This is a genomic window from Paenibacillus piscarius (assembly GCF_022234545.1).
Taxonomy (GTDB): Bacteria; Bacillota; Bacilli; order Paenibacillales; family Paenibacillaceae; genus Paenibacillus_AQ; species Paenibacillus_AQ piscarius.
Map to the genome: position 1 here is coordinate 151,256 of NZ_JAIEUI010000007.1, position 24,808 is coordinate 176,063.

At 57.4% G+C, this 24,808-nt stretch carries 22 protein-coding genes; 2 read left to right on the forward strand and 20 right to left on the reverse strand.

The features are described from left to right. Positions 1 to 18: 18 nt before the first annotated feature. The 9 genes from nikB to K1558_RS13960 form a co-directional block, all read right to left on the reverse strand. On the reverse strand, positions 19 to 933 hold the full coding sequence (gene nikB / locus K1558_RS13915; RefSeq protein ID WP_238652188.1) for a nickel ABC transporter permease: 915 nt from the start codon (positions 931 to 933) through the stop codon (positions 19 to 21). A 171-nt stretch (positions 934 to 1,104) separates the two neighbouring features. After that, on the reverse strand, positions 1,105 to 1,941 hold the full coding sequence (locus K1558_RS13920) for an aldo/keto reductase (RefSeq protein ID WP_238652301.1): 837 nt from the start codon (positions 1,939 to 1,941) through the stop codon (positions 1,105 to 1,107). Between the two features lie 159 nt (positions 1,942 to 2,100). Beyond that, positions 2,101 to 2,559 carry a cupin domain-containing protein gene (locus tag K1558_RS13925; protein ID WP_238652189.1) on the reverse strand — a complete coding sequence of 153 codons (459 nt, stop codon included), beginning with the start codon at positions 2,557 to 2,559 and terminating at the stop codon, positions 2,101 to 2,103. Positions 2,560 to 2,703: 144 nt separating this feature from the next. Continuing rightward, positions 2,704 to 3,639: an SPFH domain-containing protein gene (locus K1558_RS13930; protein WP_238652190.1), complete on the reverse strand. Its 936-nt coding sequence runs from the start codon at positions 3,637 to 3,639 to the stop codon at positions 2,704 to 2,706. Next, entirely contained in the window at positions 3,639 to 4,073 is a 435-nt protein-coding gene (locus tag K1558_RS13935) for an NfeD family protein (RefSeq protein WP_238652191.1), read from the reverse strand. The genes K1558_RS13930 and K1558_RS13935 overlap by 1 nt, the downstream gene beginning before the upstream one ends. 332 nt (positions 4,074 to 4,405) lie before the next feature. After that, positions 4,406 to 6,325: a glycosyl hydrolase family 18 protein gene (locus tag K1558_RS32780; protein ID WP_274528567.1), complete on the reverse strand. Its 1,920-nt coding sequence runs from the start codon at positions 6,323 to 6,325 to the stop codon at positions 4,406 to 4,408. 567 nt (positions 6,326 to 6,892) lie between these two features. Further along, positions 6,893 to 7,534, reverse strand: coding sequence for an XTP/dITP diphosphatase (locus K1558_RS13950; protein WP_238652192.1), 642 nt, complete (start codon positions 7,532 to 7,534; stop codon positions 6,893 to 6,895). Between the two features lies 1 nt (position 7,535). Further along, on the reverse strand, positions 7,536 to 8,294 hold the full coding sequence (gene rph / locus K1558_RS13955) for a ribonuclease PH (protein WP_238652193.1): 759 nt from the start codon (positions 8,292 to 8,294) through the stop codon (positions 7,536 to 7,538). Positions 8,295 to 8,474: 180 nt separating this feature from the next. Next, complete coding sequence (locus tag K1558_RS13960; RefSeq protein ID WP_238652194.1) at positions 8,475 to 9,596, reverse strand: GerMN domain-containing protein; 1,122 nt, start codon at positions 9,594 to 9,596, stop codon at positions 8,475 to 8,477. Between the two features lie 258 nt (positions 9,597 to 9,854). On the opposite strand from K1558_RS13960, the gene K1558_RS13965 reads away from it, so the two are divergent. Together K1558_RS13965 and K1558_RS13970 are read left to right on the forward strand one after the other, a co-directional pair. Beyond that, on the forward strand, positions 9,855 to 10,454 hold the full coding sequence (locus K1558_RS13965; RefSeq protein ID WP_238652195.1) for a phosphatidylglycerophosphatase A family protein: 600 nt from the start codon (positions 9,855 to 9,857) through the stop codon (positions 10,452 to 10,454). A 39-nt stretch (positions 10,455 to 10,493) separates the two neighbouring features. Further along, complete coding sequence (locus K1558_RS13970) at positions 10,494 to 11,294, forward strand: hypothetical protein (protein ID WP_238652196.1); 801 nt, start codon at positions 10,494 to 10,496, stop codon at positions 11,292 to 11,294. 630 nt (positions 11,295 to 11,924) lie between these two features. On the opposite strand, the gene K1558_RS13975 is transcribed toward K1558_RS13970, so the two are convergent. The 11 genes from K1558_RS13975 to nifD form a co-directional block, all read right to left on the reverse strand. Next, a complete protein-coding gene (locus K1558_RS13975) occupies positions 11,925 to 12,920 on the reverse strand; it encodes an MBL fold metallo-hydrolase (RefSeq protein ID WP_238652197.1) in 996 nt (331 codons plus the stop codon). Positions 12,921 to 12,960: 40 nt separating this feature from the next. Then, on the reverse strand, positions 12,961 to 13,698 hold the full coding sequence (locus tag K1558_RS13980) for a class I SAM-dependent methyltransferase (RefSeq protein ID WP_238652198.1): 738 nt from the start codon (positions 13,696 to 13,698) through the stop codon (positions 12,961 to 12,963). Positions 13,699 to 13,908: 210 nt separating this feature from the next. Beyond that, entirely contained in the window at positions 13,909 to 15,612 is a 1,704-nt protein-coding gene (locus K1558_RS13985) for a glycoside hydrolase family 13 protein (RefSeq protein WP_238652199.1), read from the reverse strand. A gap of 588 nt (positions 15,613 to 16,200) precedes the next feature. Next, a complete protein-coding gene (locus tag K1558_RS13990) occupies positions 16,201 to 17,343 on the reverse strand; it encodes a homocitrate synthase/isopropylmalate synthase family protein (protein ID WP_238652200.1) in 1,143 nt (380 codons plus the stop codon). Continuing rightward, complete coding sequence (locus K1558_RS13995) at positions 17,340 to 18,092, reverse strand: HesA/MoeB/ThiF family protein (protein WP_238652201.1); 753 nt, start codon at positions 18,090 to 18,092, stop codon at positions 17,340 to 17,342. Before K1558_RS13995 ends, K1558_RS13990 begins: the two co-directional genes overlap by 4 nt. A gap of 37 nt (positions 18,093 to 18,129) precedes the next feature. After that, a complete protein-coding gene (locus K1558_RS14000; RefSeq protein ID WP_238652202.1) occupies positions 18,130 to 18,696 on the reverse strand; it encodes a DUF269 domain-containing protein in 567 nt (188 codons plus the stop codon). Continuing rightward, positions 18,680 to 19,090, reverse strand: a complete 411-nt coding sequence (gene nifX, locus K1558_RS14005) for a nitrogen fixation protein NifX (protein WP_238652203.1) — start codon at positions 19,088 to 19,090, stop codon at positions 18,680 to 18,682. Before nifX ends, K1558_RS14000 begins: the two co-directional genes overlap by 17 nt. Next, positions 19,065 to 20,393 carry a nitrogenase iron-molybdenum cofactor biosynthesis protein NifN gene (gene nifN / locus K1558_RS14010; RefSeq protein WP_238652204.1) on the reverse strand — a complete coding sequence of 443 codons (1,329 nt, stop codon included), beginning with the start codon at positions 20,391 to 20,393 and terminating at the stop codon, positions 19,065 to 19,067. The genes nifX and nifN overlap by 26 nt, the downstream gene beginning before the upstream one ends. Continuing rightward, a complete protein-coding gene (gene nifE / locus K1558_RS14015) occupies positions 20,383 to 21,747 on the reverse strand; it encodes a nitrogenase iron-molybdenum cofactor biosynthesis protein NifE (RefSeq protein WP_238652205.1) in 1,365 nt (454 codons plus the stop codon). The genes nifN and nifE overlap by 11 nt, the downstream gene beginning before the upstream one ends. Positions 21,748 to 21,780: 33 nt before the next feature. After that, positions 21,781 to 23,340: a nitrogenase molybdenum-iron protein subunit beta gene (nifK, locus tag K1558_RS14020; protein ID WP_238652206.1), complete on the reverse strand. Its 1,560-nt coding sequence runs from the start codon at positions 23,338 to 23,340 to the stop codon at positions 21,781 to 21,783. Beyond that, complete coding sequence (gene nifD / locus K1558_RS14025) at positions 23,337 to 24,794, reverse strand: nitrogenase molybdenum-iron protein alpha chain (RefSeq protein ID WP_238652207.1); 1,458 nt, start codon at positions 24,792 to 24,794, stop codon at positions 23,337 to 23,339. Before nifD ends, nifK begins: the two co-directional genes overlap by 4 nt. Between the last annotated feature and the right edge of the window lie 14 nt (positions 24,795 to 24,808).

The following is a 24,808-nucleotide window of genomic DNA, read 5'->3' on the forward strand; positions in this document are numbered from 1 at the left end:
TTGCTCCTTATTACAGCTTTAGCGCAGCCTGATTCGCGGGTCCAGCATCAGCTGCAGCGAATCTGCTGCCAGATTCACCAGGACAACGACAACAGCCATCCCTAATACATAACCTTGAATGACAATATAGTCTTTGGCAAAAATCGCCTCAATCACATACTTCCCGATTCCCGGCCAGGAAAATATCGTCTCTACGATCACAGAACCGCCGAGCAGCCCTGCTATGTTCACCCCAAGGAGGGTAAGACTCGGAAGAAGTGCATTGCGAAGCGCATGTATGGTAATGATTCTCCATTCCTGCAGTCCCTTGGCCCTTGCCGCTCTGATGTAGAGCGTACCCAGAACCTCCAGCAGACTGGAACGAATCAGACGGATATACACCCCCGCCATACCAAATCCGAGTGTGAATGCAGGCAGAATCACACTGGAGATCCCATCCATTCCCGTTACAGGAAACAATCCCATCTTCACTGAACCATAATAAATCAGGAGCAGACCCAGCCAGTAGCCTGGCATTGACACGCTAAGCAGTGCACATCCCCTGCCCAGCCGGTCCAACCATCTCCCCGGATACAGAGCAGAGCCTACACCCAGAGGCAAGGCTATAAGAATAGCGGCCAACAGAGAACAGCCGCCTAACAGCGCAGTAGCCGGGAAACGGCTCATCAGCTCTGTGAATACGGGACGGTTGCTGCTGTAAGAGATACCCAGATCGAGATGGAGCACCCGGTTCAACCAATGCAAATACTGCATATATACAGGACCATCCAAACCAAGGGCCTGTCTGGTCGCCTCAATGGCTTCATATGTAGGCTTAATACCGTCAGCACGCAGCATAATCTCTGCAGGATCACCCGGGGTTAAGTGCATCAGCGCGAAGGTTATGACTGAGATGCCCAGCAGCACTGGAATGAGCTGCAATAAGCGTTGCAACAAAGTTCGTATTATGGCATTCAACTCCACTTAATTAATCGTAATTATTACGATTATAACATAAAAATTTAAAATTAGAAGTGTTAATGAAAAATAGTATGCTGCCGCCAAATGCAAAAAGCAGCCCCCTTAAGGAGACCGCTCTTTGTATTCAAGGCATATAAAACCAGCTCAGAAGTTGAAATTATCCGGGTCCGGGCCGAAGCGGCGGTTCTGGTTCAGATTCTCAATGGCCTTGACGTCCTCGTCACTTAACGTGAAGTCGAAGAATCCGGCGTTCTCGATGATCCGCTCCTTATGGACCGACTTCGGAATCGTAATGACGCCCTGCTGCAGATCCCAGCGCAGGACAATCTGCGCTGGCGTCTTGCCATACCGCTCCGCCAGCTCCTTCAGCAGCGGCAGATCTAGATTACCCTGCATCAGCGGGCTCCAGGCTTCGAGCTGGATGTCGTGCTCCTGCGTGTATTTCAGCAGCTCGCGCTGGGTCAGCAGCGGGTGAAATTCCACCTGGTCCACTACCGGCACTACACCGCTATCCTCAATGATATCCTGCAGATGATGAATCTGAAAGTTGCTGACGCCGATCGATTTGACCAGGCCTTCCTTTTGCAGATGGATCAGCGCTCTCCAGGTTTCTTTATATTTGCCGGCCACCGGCCAGTGAATCAGGTACAGATCGACCTGCTCCAGACCCAGCTTCTTGCGGCTTAATTCAAAAGCCTTCAAGGTGGACTCATAGCCCTGATCCGGATTGCGGACCTTCGTGGTAATGAACAGCTCTTCCCGGGGTACTCCGCATTCACGGATGGCTTGTCCCACGCCCTCTTCATTGTTGTAGCCGGCGGCCGTATCAATGCTGCGGTATCCGGTCTCCACTGCCGACTTCACGGCCGAGATCACCTCATCGCCGTCCTTGGCCTGCCAGACCCCCAGCCCCAGCCACGGCATCGTCACGCCGTCGTTCAAGGTTGGGCCGCCTGTAAATGGTGCGTTCCATTGACTCATCATATGTTTGCCCTCCAAGCCTTATTGTGTTGAGTTCATCACATGCTTCCTTAACCTTATTACCGTATGTATAATCAGCCAAATGCAGAATCCATATACCAGATTGCACATCAAAAATGGAGTACAGCCCCTCTTCAGGCTCCACTCCATCTCCACCGCTTATTTCTTGTCAATCAGCTTGAAATCGTCGAAGTGGAACTCCGGCGATACGATGCAGGAGACCAGCGCCGGTTCTTCACCGAGCGGGCGGGCCGCCTGCCATACGCCGGGAGGAATGACCACCTGCGGCTGCTGGCCTGCAGCAATATCCAGACCCAGGATCACCTCAGTGACATTCTCCGGTTCGGCACCGCTGCCTCCCAGGCTGAGCACAATCGGGCTTCCGGAATGATACAGCCAGATTTCGGACGACACAACCGTGTGCCAATCTGAGGTCTCGTCTGCATGGAGCAGGAAATAAATCGACGAAGCTGAGGCCCGCGGCCCCGAATAGGCTGCGCCCAGAGTCTCCTGCGGAATCTCAAAGGGAGCGTTCCACAGCCTCTTGTACCATCCGCCTTCCACATGAGGCTGCAGCCCCAGCATGTCTACGAGCGGGGAAATTTCTTTTTGCGTCACGGTATCTTCTCCTTCAGGTTCTGCACGGCGGCAAAACAGTCTACATAAGCAAAGGCTTAAGAGGCAGCGATTGCCTTCTAAGCCTTGTCATGATTGTGCTATTAACTCTAACGGATAAAGCAGCAATTGTAAATTGCCGTCTCCTTACTTGCCGTCCTTGCCGGCCTTGAACACTTCGGATATCGCTCCCAGACTGCCCAGCGTCTCAACCGCACTGGTCGGCAGGAATACCTTGTTCGCAGGTCCCTTGGAGATATCGGTCAAGGCTTCAAAGGACTGGTATGCCAGCACCCGCTCATCCAATCCGGCAGAGGCAATCATGGCAATCCGGCTCTTCTCGGCTTCTGCAACCGCCTCGATCGCCTTGGCCTGCCCCAGCGCCTCCAGCTCCTGTGCCTGACGCTGACCTTCCGCCTGACGGATACGCGCTTCCTTATCCCCTTCAGCCTTCAGGATCTTACTCTGCTTATCCCCTTCTGCACGCAGGATCATATCCTGCTTGGCGGCTTCCGCCTCCAGGACAATCGCACGCTTGCTGCGCTCGGCCTTCATCTGTTTGTCCATGGCTTCCTGGATATCGAGCGGCGGCTTGATGTCGATGACTTCAACGCGCTCAATACGCACGCCCCATTTCTCCGTCGCTTCATCCAGAGCGAGACGGATGTCGGAAGAGATCTTTTCACGGCCGGACAAGGTCTCATCCAGCTCCAGCTTACCGATAATCTGACGCATGGTGGCTGTGGAGATATTCCGCACCCCATACACATAATCGGAGATGCCATATGTTGCTTCTTCCGGGCCAACGACCTGATAGAAGATAATCGTGTCGATCTGAACCTGCACGTTATCCTTCGTAATTACGGTCTGCGGCGGTACATTCGCCTGTTGAATCCGCAGGTCATGATAGACCCGGATCTGATCAATTACCGGAATCAGAATGTTCAGACCTGGTGTGAGCAGACGGTTGAATTTACCCAGACGCTCCACAACGCCTACTCTTTGCTGCGGGACAATCTTGATCGTCATTGCGATAAATACTACGACGACGACAATAATAATTCCGATAATCACCAATTCCATTAGTACATATCCCCCCATCGTTCTACTTCAATAATAGTTGTGCCTCTTCTTACCACAATTACTTGCTGACCCTTGCCAAGCGCCACTGTAGAGGTTGCACTCCATGTATCGCCGCCTACCTTGACCTGCCCGTAACGGCCAGGCTCAATCGGTTCGGTCACCAGACCCTGCCGCCCGATAATCTCGGTCCCGGTATCCTTGAAGCCCCGTGAATGGCGCAGACGCTCCGACAGAGGCTTGGTGAAGAACGTCAGGACCAGGGCTAACAGCGAACCCGCTATGACCTGGAGCAGCCATGCATCCGGAAGCACAAGCGCGACCACTCCGGCTGCCAGGGCTCCCAGGCTAAGCCATAACAAATAGAATGTAAACGTAAACATCTCTACAACAAACAAGACGCCAGCGGCAATTAACCATAATACCCACATACTCATCGGTGAACCCACCACCTTCCGCTATATACTACTATAACGAAATATTCGGCTTCACGTTTCATAAATATTTTCGGGAAGCAACTGCCCGCCTCTACATTATATTTCAGCAGGAGGCCGCTTATTCAAGCCGTGATATTTCTGCAGAGTGAAACAGGGTCAACTGTGGACCAGATATCTATATTTAACCACAAACAGCTCCCGGCGAAGCGGAAAGTCTCCTCATTCTGTGAAACAAGACACGTCAAAACGGCGCCTTCCCCGGGAAGGCACCGCTTCAGTGTAATGGAGTGACTTAAAGATTACTTGCCGCAGACTGCTGTACGTCGCCTGCTCTAATTCAGCTTCCAGAGTGCAGGGGTGACCGCAGGCTCCCACCCGGCCAGCGCGGTGTGGGCCTGCAGGCAGGTGTACGATTTGCCGCTGTAAGTGACCACATTGCCGGCGCTATAGGCGGTTCCCGCTGTCCAGGCGGCTGCGCCAGGTGTAGCGGACGGAGCTGGCGTTACCGCTGGTGTATTCGTAGGCTGCACTGTCGGCGATGCAGTCGGGGAAGGGGTTACGGTCGGCTGCGGTGTTGCATTGCCGCAGGTGCCGGTGACCCGCCATACCCCGAAGGCGCCGCTGAGATCCGGCCGGTCCCCTTGCGTCCACCACTGGGCCTGATAGATTAGCCCGCCGTAGGAGACCTGCTGGCCTTGTGTATAAACCGCAGTTGAACTCCACGCGCCAACCGTGCATTGCCCCGGTGTCGCGGTCGGCGTCGCAGTAGCGGTTGGTGTGGCCGATGGTTTCACCGTCGGAGTCGGTGTGGCTGTCGTACCCGGTGTGGCCGACGGCTTCACCGTTGGTGTTGGCGTGGCTGTCGCGCTCGGCACCGGTGTCGGTGTCGGCGTTACCACTCCGCCGCTCAGCTCGGCGCTGAGCTTGGTCTGCAGAGTTTTGTTGCGGTCGCCGCTGGTCTCCCAGAACATAGCCCCGGCCAGGCCCTTGCTCTTAAGATAGCTGGCCTTGTGGCCGATGGATTCGGCATCGTCATAGCTGATAAAGGTCTGATTGGAAGCATTATAGAGGTAAGGCACTTTGGACGTGTTGTTCCAGTAGCGGGTGTAGCCGTTCTTATTAATGTAATTGGCTTCCAGATCACTGAAGTCATAGTTGCCCTTCTCCCAGGTTCCGGTCTGGGAGATGCCGGCGGACACCTGATACTGTCCGTTACCCGCAGCGGGCGCACCTCCCCAGCCCCGGCCGTAGAACGGCATTCCCAGTACCAGCTTGCTTGCCGGTACACCTGCACTGAGATAGCTGGTGACCGCTTTGTCGACATTATAATTCGCCGGCTCGGTCAGCCCGGATGAAGCAGCGGCCGGGTCATAATACAGCGGCGCATTGTGGCCGGTAGTAGGATTCCAGCTGCCGTTGAAGTCATAGGTCATAATGTTGATCCAGTCCACCACGGACGCGATTCCGCTAAGATTATTATTCTGGATGTAGGTAGGGCCTGCACCGGAGGCGATGGTCAGCAGATACGTTCTGCCATCGGCTGCACCGGCTGCGTTCAGCTTCTCGCGGATCTTCTGGAGCAGCAGGACATAGTTCTGCTTATCCTCAGGGCGGTAGCTGTTGCCTGCAAGTCCTCCGCTGACCGGATACTCCCAGTCCAGATCGACGCCGTCCATCTTATATTTGCGGATGAAATCCACGGAGGAATTCGCGAACACCTCGCGGGTTGCTGCGGTCGCAGCCACATCCGAGAAGCGGTTCGACCAGGTCCAGCCTCCGACGGAGATCATCGTCTTCAGATTCGGATTCTTCTCCTTCAGCTTCCAGAGCTGCTTCAGATTCCCCTTGATGGGATCATCCCACTTGTCATCCCCGAAGCTTTTCTGGGCATCGATCCACGGATCGCCCAGCACAACGGTGCCGTTCGGAACGCTGATCGCCTGTCCCTGCTCATTCTGGCAGGACCAGGTGACCGGATTCGGCCCGGTCGGGTCCGGGTTGCCGTGGATGCCGTTCCAGCAAATATCGGCGAAGGCGTAGTTGATGACATTCATTTTGCTGGTATCGATATCCGATACATTATAAGCCCGCCCGTAAGCGGCCCATGAGGCATAATAACCGACAATCTTGTAATCGCCTGCTGCATTAGCCGTCTTGCCGTTTGGACCAACCGCCGATATCAGTGTAAGGATCAGGACCGCCGCCAAGCCAAGCACAAAGGATTTACGGAATTTGCTTGTCATAAAAGCCATTCGTATATTACCTCCCCGGTTCTATGCGTAACCTGCAAATCTGCTTCTTGCGCATGTGCTCTGCCGTTGCCCCCTCATGGGGATGAAGCGCTCACCTCCCGGACCGGATTGACCCCACCCTGTGAAACTATGAAATTGACAAAGACTTGATAATAGAATGACAACAAACCAATAACGCAGCGCAAACGGCACACGGACAGACTATTGCCCCGCTGCAAACCTGTTTCGAATATATAACCTGCAGTTGCTTATGGATGGATAACTTGTGCTGATGCCAGTGCTGGTGCAGTAAGTTTTGCAGAATTCTGTTAAGCCGCCTGTGTCATGCAAAACTTGCGGAAGGTATTCATTAGTGGATGGATGCGGATGGTGCGAAGGGGTGAAGTCAACTCTAATTCTCATACAAAGGCTGCGGATTTACTAGGGGGAGATTTCCATAATCAGGGGATAATATTATCTTGTGCAGTCATAATGTAATGTGATATCCCCCTGAAAGCCCCTTCACAATGCAAAAAAAAGAGGATGCCGCAAATTCAGGCATCCTCTGGTTCTATATCCCCTATGCAACTAGGCGTCTCCACCCTGTGCAGCTGCCAGCTTCTCGGTCAGCAGGCGGAGCGCCGCTCCACGGTGGCTGATCATCTGCTTCTCCTCCAGTGTCAGCTCGGCCATCGTCTTCTCATACTCCGGGAGATAGAACAGCGGGTCATAACCGAAGCCGGCCCCGCCCGCAGGCTCCGAGGTAATCCAGCCTTCAACCGTCCCCTCCGCCGTCCACTCGCGGCCGTCGTCCGGGTCATACAGCGACAGGGCACAGACGAAGCGGGCGGGACTCAGCAGCGGCTGGTCCGTATCCTCACCCTGCTTCAGCCGCTCCAGCTCGCTGAGCAGCTTCAGGTTATTCGCTTCATCATCCGCAGCCTCCCCGGCATAGCGGGCCGAATACACCCCCGGCCTTCCGTCCAGCGCCTCCACGCACAGGCCGGAATCATCGGCAAGCACCGGCAGTCCGAGGGCGTCGCCTACAGCACGGGATTTTTTGAAGGCATTCTCGGCAAAGGTGGCTCCGTCCTCAACCACATCCGGGAGCCCGGGGTAGTCGAACATGCTCTTAACTGTTAGCCCCAGCGGAGCAAAAGCATGCTGAAATTCCCGCACCTTCCCTTTGTTCTTCGTCGCAACAATCAGAATACCGCTGCCGGACTTCATCCTACACCTCCTGGCCGGTTAGGCCGGAAGGGATTTTGAGCGCAATGGGTCCGAGAACTTCCTTCTGTACTGCGATCAGCTCATGAATCCCTTTCTCGCCGAGACCCAGCAGCTCGTCCAGCTCCTGGCGGGTGAACGGACGTTCCTCTCCGGTTCCCTGCAGCTCCACCAGCGCTCCGTTGCCTGTCATAACCACGTTCATATCGACCTTCGCCTTGGAATCCTCTTCATAATTGAGATCAAGCAGTGTCTTGTCCCCGACGACACCCACACTAATCGCTGCAAGATAGTCTGTAATCGGGAACACAGTCAGCTTATTCTGGAGTGCCAGCTTGTTCATCGCAAAGGCCATGGCGACAAAAGCGCCTGTAATCGAAGCCGTCCGCGTCCCGCCGTCCGCCTGGATGACGTCACAGTCCAGCGTAATGCTGCGCTCACCGAGCGCCTGCAGATTCACGACCGAACGCAGAGCCCGTCCGATCAGACGCTGGATCTCCATGGTCCGGCCGGTCAGCTTGCCGCGCGCCGCTTCCCGCTGGTTGCGGGTCTGGGTCGCCCGGGGCAGCATTGAATATTCGGCGGTGACCCAGCCTTTGCCCTGTCCTTTCAGGAACGGCGGCACCTTCTCCTCCACAGTTGCTGTGCAGATGACCTTGGTATCTCCCATCTCAATAAGGACGGAGCCCTCTGCATATTTGTTGGTCTGTGTGGTTATCGTCAGCGGCCGAAGCTGGTCTTCGTTGCGTCCGTTTGATCTCATCTTGTCTGCCTCCTACATTGTATAGCGCGGGTATACGCAGAAGCGGGTGCCGCCCTCCAAGTAAAGAAGAGAACGGCACCGCAGCTCCTGACACGCTATTCGGATAAATAATACTTTATTCTATCAAAGAGTAGGCAATAAAGCATCTTTTTAAACCCAGGGGCGAATGATTCTTCCCCTCTACAGCGGCAGCTCGTTCACATACTCCGGTGCCGAGACCGGCTGACCGTAATCGATGTTGTTGGTGCCCTTGACCGTCTCTTTGCCGTTCAGGCGGATCTGCACCAGCGAATCCTCTGTATTCTGGGCCACCGTCAGCACGACCGATTCCAGCATCTCCTCGGGAATGCTTGTGCTGCCTTCGAACATGTCATCCTTCAGTGATACAGTAACTACGCCGTTCTGCCCGGCCTTGACGGAATCCACCACCGTTCCCTGCGTCATGACCATCTCCAGGCCGTTCTCCGACTGCGGTCCGGCAATCAGCTCGCTGAGGGCAGCCTTCACCGCATCCCCGCCTGCGGGTACAAAACGCGTAACCGGAACATAATACTGATGCTTCCCATCCGGCGAGGCTGCGGCAAAATACACGGTGACCGCACTGGAGTTCATCATCAGCGCGTTGTGCTTGGACAGATTAATGCCCATCGTCCGTGTCAGCGGCCGGTCCAGCGGAGTGCCCTGCAGCGGCATTTCAGTAAGCTTGCGGCCATCGACCCAGAGCTGGACGCCCTTGATGTCGTCCTGCCCGGTCAGCGTCCAGGTGAGCGCTTCGAGTATTTTGCGTTCATCTGCAGGATCATAGTCTGTGAATGCCGAGTTGAACTCCACAATGGCCACCTGATCCTGGCCGATTGACACATCCTTCACTTCTGTTCCGGCGGGCAGTACGCCCTGGAAGCCTTCCGGCAGGGCCGCAGCATAGTCCCCCTTGCTGACCAGCGCTGTAAGCGAATCCTTCAGCATCGCCTGGTCTCCCGCTTGCGGAAGCGCCAGCGATACCGGAGCCAGCAGGCCGTTCTGATCCTCCAGGTACACGGTGGTCCGTTCCCCGGACGCAGCGGCTGTTCCTGCATCCTTCACTTCCGCTGCTGTCTTCTCTTCATCCTGGGAGACAGGTCCGAATACTCCCGTATCTGCCGTGCTCTCGCCGCTGACCTGCAGCATTTGCGCTTCTACCTCAGCCGGAGGCGGGTCCACCGCAGCCGATTCCGAACCGAACAAGCTGCAACCGGAGAGCACCAGAGGGACGGCCAACAGGCAAGCCGCGGAGATTCCGCGGATATGTTTCACAGGCTTCATCAATCTTCATTACCCCTTTCAAGGCTAAGATCAGTTTGTACTGCTATGTATACGAGCCCTGTGTCCAAAAAATAACAACAGCTTATCCTAAAATGTATAAGGCTTGTCCGTTCATTCACCTGCTGCTGTCTCCTGTCACAGCACATAGGCGTGCCGCTGAGTCCGGCCACTTCTGGACATCGGTCTGCTGCTTGCGTACAATCTAGTACATACCGGTATCTAAGCGAACATAACCCACTTACAAATGGAGGACTTCCCATGACCGATGCCAAAATTCCTTACAGCCTTAACAGCAAAGCCGTTGCCGAAGCCACCCGTTACTGGCTGCACAAGCGCGGGGTCACCCTGGAGGAGATTGCCGAGCTTGTCATGATGCTGCAGAAGAAGTACTATCCGGGCCTGACCATGGAAGAATGTATTCACAACGTGGAGATGGTGCTCAGCAAGCGCGAGGTGCAGAATGCAGTGCTGACCGGCATCCAGCTCGATGTATTGGCGGAAGAGGGCAAGCTGTTCTCCCCGCTGCAGGATATGATTGAGAATGACGAAGGCTTGTATGGAGTGGACGAGATTCTCGCCTTCTCCATCGTTAATGTGTACGGAAGCATCGGCTTCACCAACTACGGCTATGTGGACAAGCTGAAGCCGGGTGTGCTGGAGAGGCTGAATGACAAGTCTACCGGCGAGGTGCACACGTATCTGGACGACATCGTCGGTGCGGTGGCCGCAGCTGCCAGCAGCCGGATTGCCCACCGCAAGCAGGCGGAACGTGAACAGGAGCTGGGCCAGCCCCATGCCCCGGAGGATGTGGAGGAAGCGGCACGGCGCAGTGCACTTGAGGACACGGAGCCGGAATAAGCCAATTGACCATATACAGTAGAGAGGTGCGAAGTACGCATGAGTTATTCGTTCGTAGTGGAGCCTTTGGCTATCCAGGATTTTGAGAGTGAAGACGAATTAATTGAACGGTGCAAGGAATGGAATCTGCTGTCCGGGTCTGCGACCCGGCCCAAGACCTATCAGTACAAGCGGCAGGGCCTGTCCCTGCCTTGTGAAATTGTAGGCTACGTGGACAATCAGACGGTGGTCATCCAGTTCGAGAACAAGCAGCAGCACTGCATCCACCCGGCCTATCTGAAGGAAATGCAGACGGCCAGCTTCGGCCAGCGCGGATTCTCGGCGGTCGAGGCGAAGACGGAGGATCAGGAAGAGGGCGCGGAGGCGCATAGTGAAGACGGGCTCGGGGAGAGTGACGCTGCAAAAGTGAGCGCGGTGAGCGACGTTGCTGAAGTGAGCGCAGGGAGTGAAGCTGGTGCAGGTAGCGCAGCTTCTGCGACGCAAGCTGCTGCTGAGAGCAAGCCGCCGAAGCCAGCCGCCAAAAAGAAGGCAGCCCTGCAGCTCCCTGAGGACAAGCTCAAGATTACGGCAGTGGTCAAGGAGTTCACCACGGTGCCGAACCATTTCTCGGATAACGACGACGAGGTCATCATCTATGAAGGGATCACCATCGAGGGACATGATCTGCCCATCGAAGAGGTCTGGTCCAGCCACAGCGCCACGCTGAAGAAGCTGGAGCTGAAGGAGGGCGACCGTCTCTCCTGCGAAGCCAAGATCGTAGCCAAGAAGCTCACCCAGCACCCGGTCAAATACAAAATCAACAACCCCTCCAAGCTCCAAGTCATCCCGCCGGAGGAATAGGAACGCTGGATGGGGACCAGGTGATAGACAACAAAGATAGGGCCGCCGAGCATGGACTTTAGTCTGTGCTTTGGCGGCCCTATATACGTCCAGCTGCGGGATTCGGGTGCACTTGTGCTCCACATTTCTGCGCACAGCCCACTTTCGGCGGATTCGGGTGCACTATTGCTCCTCATTCGCCCATCCAGCCAACTATCCACGAATTCAGGTGCACTTGTGCTCCACATTTCTGCGCACAGCCTACTTTCGCCTTATCATAGCGCTGACGGACTGGGAGGACGCTATTTAGTTGTTCAAGACCCATTATATGCCTGCCGCGGACTGAAGAGCCGTTATCGAGCCATTTGGAGCACAAATTTCAGTACAGCAGGTTAGCTAAGGGCCTCTGAGTCCGCACGACATGCAAAAGGAGGCTGTTGGCCCGAAATAACGTCCTCCCTGTCCGCATAGCCGCGGGTGAGCGGGGCGCGGGTGAGCGGGGAATGTGAATTATCTTCGCAGGATGCAGGTGGTGATGCAGTTGATGCAGGTGGTGCCATTGTCCCAGCCGCCTCGCCGCCGTGAACAGCAAGCCACCGACCGTGCCGCCTCCGTCTTGGCGACCTGGCACCGCCCACTCCCCCAGCCGCCTCAATCCACCGCTGCGAACAGCAGGCTGCCGCCCGCGCTGTCCGCGATCTCGGCGGCCCGCCCCCGCCGCACCAGCTCCGCCAGGTGCGCCAGCGCTTCGCTCATCGCGAAGCGCATCTGATGCGCCGTCGTGACCCGGCTGCGGAACAACCCCTCGCAGACGGCGAACCCGCTCCGCGGCCCGTCTGCAAGCAGAGCGGCTGCTGTATCCAGCCGCTCCTCATGGTGCCGGAGCAGGCTGTCCGCCCGCGCCGTGAAGGCCTGGAACGGTTCCCGGTGGCCCGGGAACGCCAGGGTAACCGGCAGGCTGCGCAGCTCGCGCAGCCCTTCGATGAACGTCTGCAGCGGCTGCGGATCGCTGCCCGGCTGCAGGCCGACATTGGGCGAGATCTGCGGCAGCACCGCATCGCCGCACAGAATCTGCCCGCTGCCGGCGTGGTAGAACGACACATGCCCCGGGGCATGGCCGCCGGTGACGATGGGCTGCCACTTGCGGCTGCCCATCACGAACGGCTCCGAGGCATTAAGGTAGGTGACCTCCGGCTGCGGGGTCACCTCCGGCAGGAACTGCTCCAGATGCTCACGGATGCCCGTGAGCCACGCCTCCGGCATCCCGTGCTGCCGGAACAGGAGCGGCAGCGCCTCGTTCAGAATTGCACCGCTGCCCCAGGCCAGTCCGGCTTCGGCATGAGCCTGCTGACTCATCCACACCCGCGCCCCGCTGCGGTCTTGCAGCCAGCCCGCAAGGCCGTAATGGTCGGGATGATGGTGGGTGACCACGATATCCCGCACCTGTGTCCAGGTCAGGCCCATAGCCTCCAGCACCCCTTGCCAGGCAAGCTCGGCATCCGGTGTATGCGGCCCCGGGTCAATCACTGTCACTTGGCCGTCCCGGTCCGGCAGAATATAGCTGTTCACCTGGCGCAGCGGCGGCCTCATCGGCACGGACACCTGAACTATGCCGCCTTCCCAGGATTGAATGATCTCCTTGCTCAAGTCTCCTCCGCCTCCTCTAAGCCCTCTTCCCCGCACCATATCAGGGTCTCACTCCCGTGAAAATCATCCGCCGCGAATTCTCCGCGTCATAGCTGCTCTCGTCATAACTGCCGTGAACGGCTTCCAGCTTCAGTCCGGCGGCGGAAATCAGGCTGCGGAAATCCTCTAGGGTGTACAGCTTCACCCGCTCCTGATACTTGCGGGGCGGACCGCCGGCTTGCTTCGACGTCAGCCGGATCTCCTTCTTCACGTACCCGTGCTCAATCCGGCGCGATTCATCGATCAGAGTATCCCCGTCCTCCCGGACGGAGTGGGGGACCAGATGTTCCGTAACGTAAGCGGGATTCAAGAAGTCAATGATGAACCGTCCTCCAGGCTTCAGCATCCGGAAGACCTCCTTCAGCACCTTGACCTGCTCCTCATCCTCTTCGAAATACCCGAAGGAGGTGAACAGATTGACCACGGCATCAAAGCCCCCGTCAAGCGGAAGCTCACGCATATCCGAGCGTATCCAGGTGACCTTGTCCGCACCTTCCTGCGCCCGCGCCTCACGGAGCAGCACCTCGGACAGATCTACACCGGTGACCTCGTACCCCGCCTGTGACAAGGCCAGCGAATGGCGGCCCATACCGCAGCACAGATCAAGCACCCGGGCACCTTGGGGCAGGTCCAGCCACTGGATCATCCGCTCCACCTCATGGCGCGCGCCGCAGAAATCTCTGTGTCTGTATACGATCAGATAATCCTCGCCAAAGCTTGTTTCATACCACTCACTCATCTCTCGGACTCCCTCCACAGCCTGCTTCACCGCACGGGCTTATCTCTAATTAACGCCTATTGTACCGTCTTTTTCCTTAGAAACCTAGCAAAGTCACAGACCTGCAACAGATAAAAGCGAATTCAACCCATAAGGCTGCACAGCACAAACAGCGGCAGCCCCGATCATCCGACCGGGGCTGCCGCTGCTCACAGGCTTTTATCAGCACTCCTAGGAACCTTTGCTTAAGCGCTGGAGATACACGCGCGCTTCATATGGGCAAAGCTTCAGCTCACTCAGATCCTCCCCCCTCGCCGGCGGATAATTGGAGATCAGCAGCTCCAGCTGCTCGGCCGGACGGAAGTCCTCCGGCAGCGTGAATACCGGCTCATGCCCGAAGAAATTCAGAATAACGAGCAGGCGCTGGTCCTCCAGCGTCCGCGAGTACGCATAGATTTCCGGATGATCCTCCAGCAGCAGCTCATATTCACCGTAGACAATGACCTGATGCTTTTTACGGAGCTGAATCAGCTTCTTGTAGTAATTGTAGATGGAATCCGGGTCCTTGACGCTGCTGGCGGCATTGATCTCTCTGGAGTTGGAGTTGACTCTGATCCAGGGGGTGCCTGCCGTGAAGCCGCCCTCGTCGCTGTCATCCCATTGCATCGGCGTGCGGGCATTGTCCCGGCTTTTGGTGTGGATGGCGGCCATGATATCAGCTTCGGGCACGCCGTTCTTGCGCTTTTCCTCATAATAGTTGAGCGTCTCCACATCCCGGTAATCATCAATCGACTCGAATGCCACATTCGTCATCCCCAGCTCCTCCCCCTGATAGATATAGGGAGTGCCTTCGAGCATGTGGACGAAGGTGGCGAGCATTTTGGCCGACGGAATGCGGTAATAGAGATCATCTCCGAACCGCGAGACCGCGCGCGGCTGGTCATGGTTGTTCAAGTAATTAGCATTCCAGCCCCGGTTATGGAGCACGGTCTGCCAGTTGCTGATAATCGCCTTAAGGTCCGCCAGCTTCCAGGGCACCACATCCCACTTCCCGCTGCCCGGCGAAGCCGCATCCAGGTTCATATGCTCGAATTGAAACGTCATATTCAGCTCGCGCCGCCCGTCCCCGACATAATCCAGCGCCTCCTCGGGCCCTAGCCCAGAGGTCTCTCCTACCGTCATGATGTCGTAGTAATAGAGCACCTGGTCATGCAGATTCTGCAGCAGGGTATGCACGTGGTCCAGGTTCGAGAACATATCATAAGCCCGCACCGTCGGGGTTCCGGCAGGATTCAGGGCATCCGGGTAGCCTTCCGCCTTCACGATATGGGCAATCGCATCGAACCGGAAGCCATCCACCCCCTTCTTCAGCCACCACTGCACCATCTCGTGCAGCTTGTCGATGACCGCCGGATTCTCCCAGTTGAGATCGGGCTGGAACCGGGAGTACAGGTGCAGATAATACTCATCCGTCCGGGGGTCCAGCTCCCAGACCGAGCCGCTGAAATAGGATTCCCAGTTGTTCGGGGGCCCGCCGTTTTTGCCTTTGCGCCAGATATAATAGTCACGCTTGGGATTGTCCTTCGAGCTTCTCGACTCAACGAACCACGGGTGCTCATGCGAGGTATGGTTCAGCACCAGGTCCATCATCAGCTTCATGCCGCGGGAATGCATGTCGCGCAGCAGCTCATCGAAATCCGCCATCGTGCCGAATTCCTTCATAATGTCGCAATAATCGCTGATATCATAGCCGTTGTCGTGGTTCGGCGATTTATAAATCGGGCAGACCCAGATCACATCCACCCCAAGGTCCTGCAGATAATCCAGCTTCGATATGATGCCGCGCAGATCTCCAATCCCGTCCCCGTTACTGTCCATGAAGCTGATCGGATAAATCTGGTACACGACGCACTCTTTCCACCATTTGGGGTTCACTTCAGATTCCCTCCGCTCTTTCGTTCCTGTTGTGTAAGATATTTAATATATCTTAACCACACTGGCTGAAGAGAATAACAACAGGGCCGAAGAATCCGCCAAAATAACCTCACAAAGCGGGGGCTTCGATGATGAATCAGGTACTTTGCGGGCGGGGACGCCAAAACAAAAAAATTCTTATCTATCAAGTGGAAACGGCTTTGCCGTCCTTTTAAAGGACGGTACCGTTTCGGCGAGAAATAGAAGGATAATGTACAGTGTGAAACATATACATTCTTATATTTGAACAAAAATCATCCTAACGGATGAACGAGATTACCTTCGAGTGAACACAATGGATGCTGTTTTTGCCATACATTCGGAGCATTTGGTCCGGTTGCCGTTGTACCATCCAATTTCTACACACACCTTTCCCACTGCAGCAGCAGGAAACTATTGTTTCCTATACAACAAAAAAGCCGCGCCCGCCCTCCCCAAGGAAGACCGCCGCAGCCGCAATATCATTAAATATTATAGCCGTTCAGCTTAATACTGATCGCCTGTACACAAAGGCTTAAGCCGGACTATCAGCTTCCATATAATAGACCTCTACACCGCATTCTGCGCACGCTGCTGCTCCTCCATCAGCCATTGCACCAGCATGTACTCCGGTACGGTGCTTTTGAAGGCTTCCGCGTAGGCGCGTACCTTCTCCAGCAGGCGGCCCGCTGTCTCATGGCTGACCTCAAGCCCCCGCTGCTCCAGCACATGCGTCACCCCTCCGCTGCCGGAATGCTTGCCGAGCACGAAGCGGTGGGCCCGCCCGATCTCGGCCGGATCGAAGGACTGATAGGTCGCCTGCTCCTTCATCAGCCCGTCCACATGAATGCCCGATTCATGGGTGAAGGCAAGCTGTCCCACAATCGGCTTCGCATCGCCGACACTTCGCCCTGAGGCGGCGATGACCTTGTCCGCGAGGCCCTGAAGCAGGTCCACCCGGACGGCGCATTCCCCGCCGTACAAATAACGCCAGGCCATGGCAACTTCCTCCATGGCCGCATTGCCGGTCCGCTCCCCGATACCGGCCACCGTGGTGCTGGCCCACACCGCCCCGGCAGCGATACCGCTGAGGGTATTGGCACAGGCCAGGCCGAAATCATTGTGGCAGTGCACCTCCAGCTCCACATCGCCGGGCACTTCTGCAAGCAGCAGGCGCACCCGGTCTGATATCTGCCCCGGATGATGCACCGAGACGGTATCCGCATAGCGGAACCTGCGGATACCTTCCTTGTACAGCGTATTTACCAGCTGGGTCAGGAAGGCCATATCCGCCCGGGAGGCGTCCTCCATGCCGACGGACACCGTCATACCCTGCCTCAGCCCGTATTCTGCAGCACGAAGCAGCTTGTTCAGGCCTTCCCCGGACGTCAGCCCCAGCTTGCCCTTCAGCTGAATCTCCGACACCGGCAGGGAGACATGGCTCCAATTCACTCCGGTAGCCCTGGCCTTGTCAATATCCGCAGGGACCGACCGGTTCCAGGTCATCAGCTTCATCGGCAGCCCCAATGCAGCGATGGCCGCGATGTCCTCCTGCTCCCGCTTGCCCATGGCAGGAATGCCTACCTCTGCCTGCTCTACTCCGCTCTCCGACAGCAACTTTGCGATTTCCAGCTTTTCCGCCCTCGTGAATGATACCCCAGCCGCCTGTTCACCATCCCTCAGTGTCGTGTCACATAGCTTGAGACGTCTCACGGTTTACCTCCCTCTCCGCAGCAAGCGCAATTCGGATTACGGGCAATACGGACGCTATAACAGGCGAAGTCGAGTGAGCTGAAGCGATGCATTACGCCCGCATAAGTTGTCCCTACCCCTGTAATCCATTTTACGGCCTCCAGCGCAGCCAGACAACCTGCCATCCCGGCGGTAGCCCCCAGAACCGGGAACCCGAGCGGCTCCCACTCCGGCTGCAGATCCGGGTACAGGCATTCCAGGCAAGGCGTAAGTCCCGGAATCACCGTGGTGAGCGATATTTCGAAGCCATACATCGCCGCCTCCACCATCGGCGTGTCCAGCTCTACACACAGACGGTTCAGCGCATACCGCTCCGGGAAGTCGTACCGGGCATCAATCACAATATCCGCAGCCTCCACCCAAGGCGCAGCAGTATGGGGTTCAATTCGGGCATTATGGCCTTCAATCTCCACATGCGGGTTAAGCTGCTTCAGCCGGGCCACCGCCGTGCTCATCCGCTCCTGGCCCAGATGGGCGGTATCCATCAGAATCTGACGGTTCAGATCCGGGGCGACGATCACTCCCTCATGCGCCAGAATCAGCCGGCCCACGCCGGCCGCAGCCAGATATAGCGCAGCCGTTCCGCCCAGACCGCCGATCCCCGCCACCAGGACGGTCGCTTCCTTCAAGGCCTTCTGGCCGTCCTCCCCGAGCAGCTTCAGCTGCCGGGCATACCGCTCCAGCTCCACACCTCCGGCAAGCTGCTCCATTTCAGACGCCCCCTATCCCCCAAGAATTCAGCGGCCCCTAGCCCTCAAGACTAAGCAGGCCATGCTCTGAAGTCAGCTCATGATATTTGTCCAGAAAAGCCAGCCCTTCCTCAACACACTCCGCTCCGTAACGGATCGTCTTCTCCACCGAGGTGAACGGGAACGGGAAGCCGGCCCGCAGGCTGCGCAGCACCAGGATGACCCGCCCGCTGTACAGCAGTCCCCGGCCGAAGCCCTCGCCGTTAATCTCTGCCGCGCTCTGGATCAGGAGCCCGCTCCGCTCCTCCATCACCCCGGCCATTGCCTGGAACAGCAGGGGCACCTGCTCCCGGACCTTGGGCGACACCGCGCAATTGAATTCCGATTGCTGCCGGTCTCCGGCGGAAGCCAGGAACAGCTTGCCGATCTTCTCCGCCGCCGGTAGCCCGGCATGACGGCCATAGAAGTCTCCGGCATCCAGCACATCGCACAGGCGGCGGGTCAGGGCTTCCACCGTGCCGGGATTCAGATCAGCACGGGCTTTCCGGCCGCGCGGTCTCAGGACCGCCCCCTCCGCCACCGCCGGATTCAGCAGCACCGCATTCTCATTAGCCATGGGTTCCATCCGCTTCTCCTCCTTCGCTCTCTTCCAGCTCCTCCGCCCGCAGCACCTTGGCCAGCCACATCGGCGGCTTGCCCTGAAGCATCTCCGCCAGCCGCTTCAGCTGTTCCTCGATGGAACTGCCCATAGGTACCTTCACCGGCATAATCTTCCGGCGCGTTACCCGCGCGGCTGCGGATGCACCGATCTGCATGATGAAGATCAGGGTGCAGTCGCCTACCGCCTCCAGGCGGCTGTCGATTTTGCCCGCTTCATCCTGGCCCGGAACTATGGTTAACCGGCGCAGCTCCACCAGGGAGGCACCGGCTTTCGTAACCTCATATACAGCAAACATCGGGCTTTGCCCGAAATGGGCATTCACACGGCTTCCATCATCTGTGGCGAACGCTACCTTCACGGCTGCCAGCCTCCCTTTGCATGATCAGATTTCCTGCTCTGTTGCTCCATTCCATTGCTCCCCGGTACCCGACCGAGACCGACATATAAGCCCCCAGCTCACTCCATACCGGGAACCCGGCCGCCAGGAACGCTGCGGAGATCCGCTTCGCACCGGCGATTCCGTGGGAATTGCTGATCCAGAGATCGGCACCCTTGCCGAGCACCTCCGCATCGTCCAGATCGCCCACCCATACCTCACGTTCCATTCCCGCTACCAGCGGGGTCTCGAAGGAGGTTAGCAGCGCCTTCTGCTCAACTCCCAGTTCCTCCAGCCAGCCGGAGACTGAATACAGATGATCCGGCTCCAGCGCAGCCAGCACAGACATCCCGGCGAACTGAAAATGGGCATCAAGCATGCTGTCGAGCAGATTCTCACGCTGCCAGCAATAACGCATCGGCACCGGCTCCCCGCTGATCTGATGCAGGAAATGCAGCAGTTCATCCGTAGCCTTCAGCCCCATGGCCCCTTCAAACACCTTATACGGTGTGCCGAGCGCATTATGCAGCCGTCTGGCCGGACGCTCCATGCTGCCGCCAACGGCAATCGTCAGCCCGGACTGCAGGCTCTGCAGCATCGAATCCAGCGGAACCCCGCCCCGCGTCAGCGGCGAGAAGCCGGTCAGCAGATGTCCCGACAAGGAGGTTGAAATATCCGGCAGGGCAATCACCTCGAAGCCGAACGAGGAGATCATCTCCTTCAGCTCCATCACATCGGCCGGAGTGAGGAAAGAGCCGGGCAGCAGGGTGATTTGCCTGCTGTTCACACTCTTTGCGCCCCGGTGACCCGCCTGCTGGATCATCTCGTCGATCATCGCTTCAACGGTTGCACTGAAGCCCGATTCCAGCGATCCGCGAAAATCCGGCAGCACCACAGTGAAGGCAAGGCCTCCGCGCATATTCCGCTCTCTTTTGTACGACTTCAGCATGTTCTGGTAATCCACGCCGGCCACATCGGTCAGCTCGGTCCCAATGATGCCGATGATGTCCGGGCGGTGCTTGCTCAGCACCAGATTCAGCGCCTCCTCCAGATTGCGGTTCGCGTCGAAGATGACATCCATCTCCTGCAGCGCCGAGGTCTGCAAGGCAATCGGTTCGCGGAAATGCCGGGTCAGGAGCGCCTTTGGAAAAGCAGAGCAGCCCTGCGCCCCGTGAATCAGCGGCATCGCCCGGTAACAGCCCTGCAGGGCCAATACCGCCCCCAGCGACTGCCCGATCTTCAGCGGATTCACCGATGCGGGCTTCTTTCTGCGGCTAACGGTCATAGGGCGGCGCCTCCTTATCCCAGGGGGCCGGGCTGGAAGCCAGCTTCCAGATCGGGTTCGCCAGCGAATAAGCCAGCTCCTTCGCCAGCCTCAGCAGCCCTTCATATCCGGCATACGCCTTGTGGCGCTCCTGATTAATGTCGATGAAGGGGATCTGCTCTTTCATCGCCACATACATATTGCGGCCCCCGGCAATCATAATGTCGGCCTTGCGCTCTCTGACCGTCTTAATAATCCGGCTGGCCCCGCCTTCGGGGATGTATTCCGTGTCGTCGCCCACCCGGTCCGCGATCCGGCGCACATCATCCTGGGTGCTTTTGTTCGTGCCTACCCCGACAACCTGCACGCCCAGTTCCTTCAGCGCCGAGATTACGGACCAGCTCTTGACACCGCCGGTGTAGAGCACGGCCCGCTTGCCCTTCAGCAGCTTGCGGTAAGGCCGCAGCTCCTGGTGGAGCCGCGCCTCCTCCCGTTCGGTCAGCCGGTCCACCCGCCGCTCCATTTCGCGGTCATTCATCAGATAAGCCATCTGACGCAGCGAATAGGTCGTTTCCTTCGCCCCGTAGAACGAGCCCTCGAAGAAAGGGATCCCGTATCTCGCCTCCATCTCCCGGGCCAGGCCCAGCAGCGCCCGGCTGCACACCACCATATTCACCTTCGCCCGGTGCGCCCAGGTGATCTCCTTGTACCTGGCATCCCCGGTAATCCGCGAGGTCACTGCGATTCCGGCGCTGCCCATGAGCTTCTCGATATCCCACATTTCTCCGGCAATATTGTATTCGCCGATCAAGTTAACCCCCATCACCGTCTCCGGCTCAGGCTCTCCCGTCCCGATGACATACTGCAGCAGGGCATCTCCCGCCAGCCGGTTGCCGAGATTCTTGCTGCCGATGAAGCCGGGGCTGTTCACCGGAATAACCGGGAGACCGGTCCGCTCCGTTGCCGCCTTGCAGACGGCATCCAGATCCTCGCCGGTCAGCGCGGTCACACAGGTTGAATATACAAATATTGCCGGAGGCGCAAAGCGCCCGGCAATATAGTCAATGCTGTCCTTCAGCTTCTTCTCTCCGCCGAAGATAATATCGGAATCCGTCAGATCTGTAGCGAAGCCGTACTGGGAGAGGGAGGGGCCGCTGGACAGCGCCCCCCTGCTCTCCCAGCTGTTCCCCGCACAGGCAACCGGTCCATGGACCAGATGAGCAGCGTCCATAATAGGCAATAGGGTGATCTGGGCTCCATCGAAGGAGCAGCCGCCAGCGGCTTCTCCCGGCTTGGGCCGGGGACAGGCCTTCACCTTGGGCGCGATGCTCCCGCAAGCCTCGGAATCGAATTCGTCATGCCGAACAGGGTCCATCGGCGGTCATCTCCTTCGCTTAAGATGCTGTAGTTAGCGCACCAGTTCAAAGTTAAAGCCGGAATTATGATCATCAAGCTGCTGCAGGATCGTGTTGACGATCAGGCTCAGCAGGTTAAGCGTGCCCTGATACCCGATAACCGGATACCGGTGCATATGATGGCGGTCGAAGATCGGGAAGCCTACCCGCACCAGCGGCACCTCAGCATCCTTAGCTGCAAATTTCAGATGCGAGCTGCCCACCGCTAAGTCCACCTTGTCATTCAGCAGCAGCGAGCGCATATGCCACAGGTCCTTGCCGACATGCACAGTGGCTTCGGAACCATACGGGCTTGCGGCCAGCAGCGCCTCGGCCTCCTCCTTGAACTTGATGTCATTGTAATCGACATCCCCGTTCGAGCAGATGATATGCACCGGCTCCATCCCGGTCTCCAGGCAGAACCCGATCAGGCCGATCAGCAGATCCGGGTCACCCACCAGTGCAACCCGCTTGCCGTGCAGGTACGGATGACTGTCCATCAGTGCATCGACCACCCGGCCGCGTTCCTCCATCAGCGAGGATGGAACCGGCAGGCCGGTCAGCTCGCTGATCGCTTCCAGCAGCTTATCCGTGCCCGTAATGCCAAGCGGCGTCGACAATGCCGCAATCTGCTGCTTCCAAGTGCTGCTGATATAATCCTGCGTCTTCTTCAGCGTATACTTCTGCAGGGACAGCGTGCCCAGTGCATTGGCTGCCTGCGGCACCTCCTCCAGCTTCGTGCCGCCGTAATAATATTCGTATTCGCCGGTTGCCGGCGAATCGTAGTTTCCGCTGTGATCCCCCAGAATCGTATACTTGGTATCGAAGGCGGCCAGAATCTTGCGCATCTCCGTGAAGTTGCCGGTGTACGGCTCGAAGCCCAGCATGACATTCAGCTTCTCCCCGCTCTCCGCCCCGCTGCCCGGCTTGCTCTCAATCCCGGAACGCGTGTAGAGATAGCTCAGAATCCCCTTCAGCATCGCATCGTAGCCGGTGATATGGGAGCCGACGAAGCTTGGCGTATTGCAGTAAGCGACCGGATACTCTTCGCTGATCACTCCCTTGACCCGGGCATTGCCGATAAAAGCGTTCAGGTCATCCCCGATAACCTCGGCCATACAGGTGGTGCAGATGGCGATCATCTCCGGCTTATACAGCGCGATGCTGTTCTCCAGACCATCGATCAGATTGTTCATCCCGCCGAAGACGGCCGCATCCTCGGTCATGGAGGTGGAGACGGACGGCGTAGGCTCCTTGAAATGGCGGCTGAGATGGCTGCGGAAATAGGCGTTGCAGCCCTGCGAGCCGTGCACGAACGGCAGGGTCTTCTCGAATCCGAGTGCGGCCATGACTGAGCCGAGCGGCTGGCAGGCTTTATGCGGATTGATTACGACATTCTGGCGGCTGAAGTTCTTCTCCATATATTCGGCAGACTTGGAGTACGCCAGCGCCTCAGCGGTCTCCTGCCCGCTGCAGGGCGCTTCGAACTGCTTCTTGTTCTCCCGCTGCTGAATATAACGCTCTTCCTTGAACAGGCTGGTATTATCCTTAATATTCAGTTCGTCTCTGCTCATACGCCCGCCTCCTCCGGCTGAATGCTTCCCTTGCGGCCTACCAGCTTCCATACCGGGCTGTTCACGGTCATATCCATATCCTTGGCGAACACCTTGAAGCCGTCAAAACCATGATACGGACCGCTGTAATCCCAGGAGTGCATCTGGCGGAACGGAACCCCCATTTTGTGATAGACATATTTCTCCTTCACACCCGAGCCTACCAGATCAATATTCATCTTCTTGGTCAGCTCCTCCAGCTCATAGGCTGTCGGGTCATCCATGACGATGGTTCCCTCCTCCAGCATCGGCAGCATCTTCTCATAGTCATCCTTGTGGGCGAACTCATAACCTGAAGCTACGATATCCATCCCCAGGTCCTCATACGCTCCGATGGTATGCCGGGAACGCAGGCCGCCGATCATCAGCATGACGGTCTTGTTCTCCAGACGCGGCCGGTACTTGCGGATCACCGCATCCATAACCGGCTTGTATCTGGCAATCATCTGCTCGCAGTTCTCCTGGATCGTCTCATCGAACAGCGCCGCAATCGCCCGCAGGCTCTCATAGGTCTTCGTGGGTCCGAAGAAATTGTATTCCAGATAAGGGATGCCGTAGGCCTTCTCCATATGATCCACCATGTAGTTCATCGACCGGTGGCAGTGAATCAGGTTCAGCTTCGCCTTGTGCGCGATCTCCAGCTCATTAAGCGAGCCGTCCCCTGACCACTGGGCGATCACACGCAGGCCCATCTCCTCCAGCAGGATACGCGAGGCCCAGGCATCGCCGCCGATGTTGTAGTCCCCGATAATATTGACATCGTAAGGTCCGGTCTCCGCCAGCTCGGCACGGCCCATCACGAAATCGCGGATCGCGTCGTTCGCGATATGGTGGCCCAGCGACTGGCTGACCCCGCGGAAGCCCTCGCAGCGCACCGGCACAACCGGCATATCCAGCTCTTTGGACATTTTTTTGGACACTGCTTCGATATCATCGCCAATCAGGCCCACCGGACATTCGGACTGCACCGAGATCCCTTTGGCCAGCGGGAACATCTCGGTGATCTCACGCATAATGACGGCCAGCTTCTTATCCCCGCCGAAGACAATATCCGTCTCCTGAAAATCACTGGTGATCTGCATCGCAGTGAAATTGTCGATGCCCAGCGTCCCGTTCGCGAAGTTGCGGCGCGAGCCCCAGCTATACTGGCCGCAGCCTACAGGACCATGGCTGATATGAACCATATCCTTAATCGGGCCCCAGACGACCCCTTTGGACCCGGCATAGGCGCAGCCGCGCGGCGTCATAACACCCGGACGGGATTTGATATTGGACTTCACCGCGCAGGTGCCGCAGTCAATTGCCTGATCGTTAGCAACCTGGAAGTGCTTCTCACGGTCCTTCCGCGCTTTTTTCGGGTAGGCTTCCAGAATGCCGGCAACGAGCTTCTGATTCTCTTCAATATTCAGCCCCATGAATTGACCCTCCT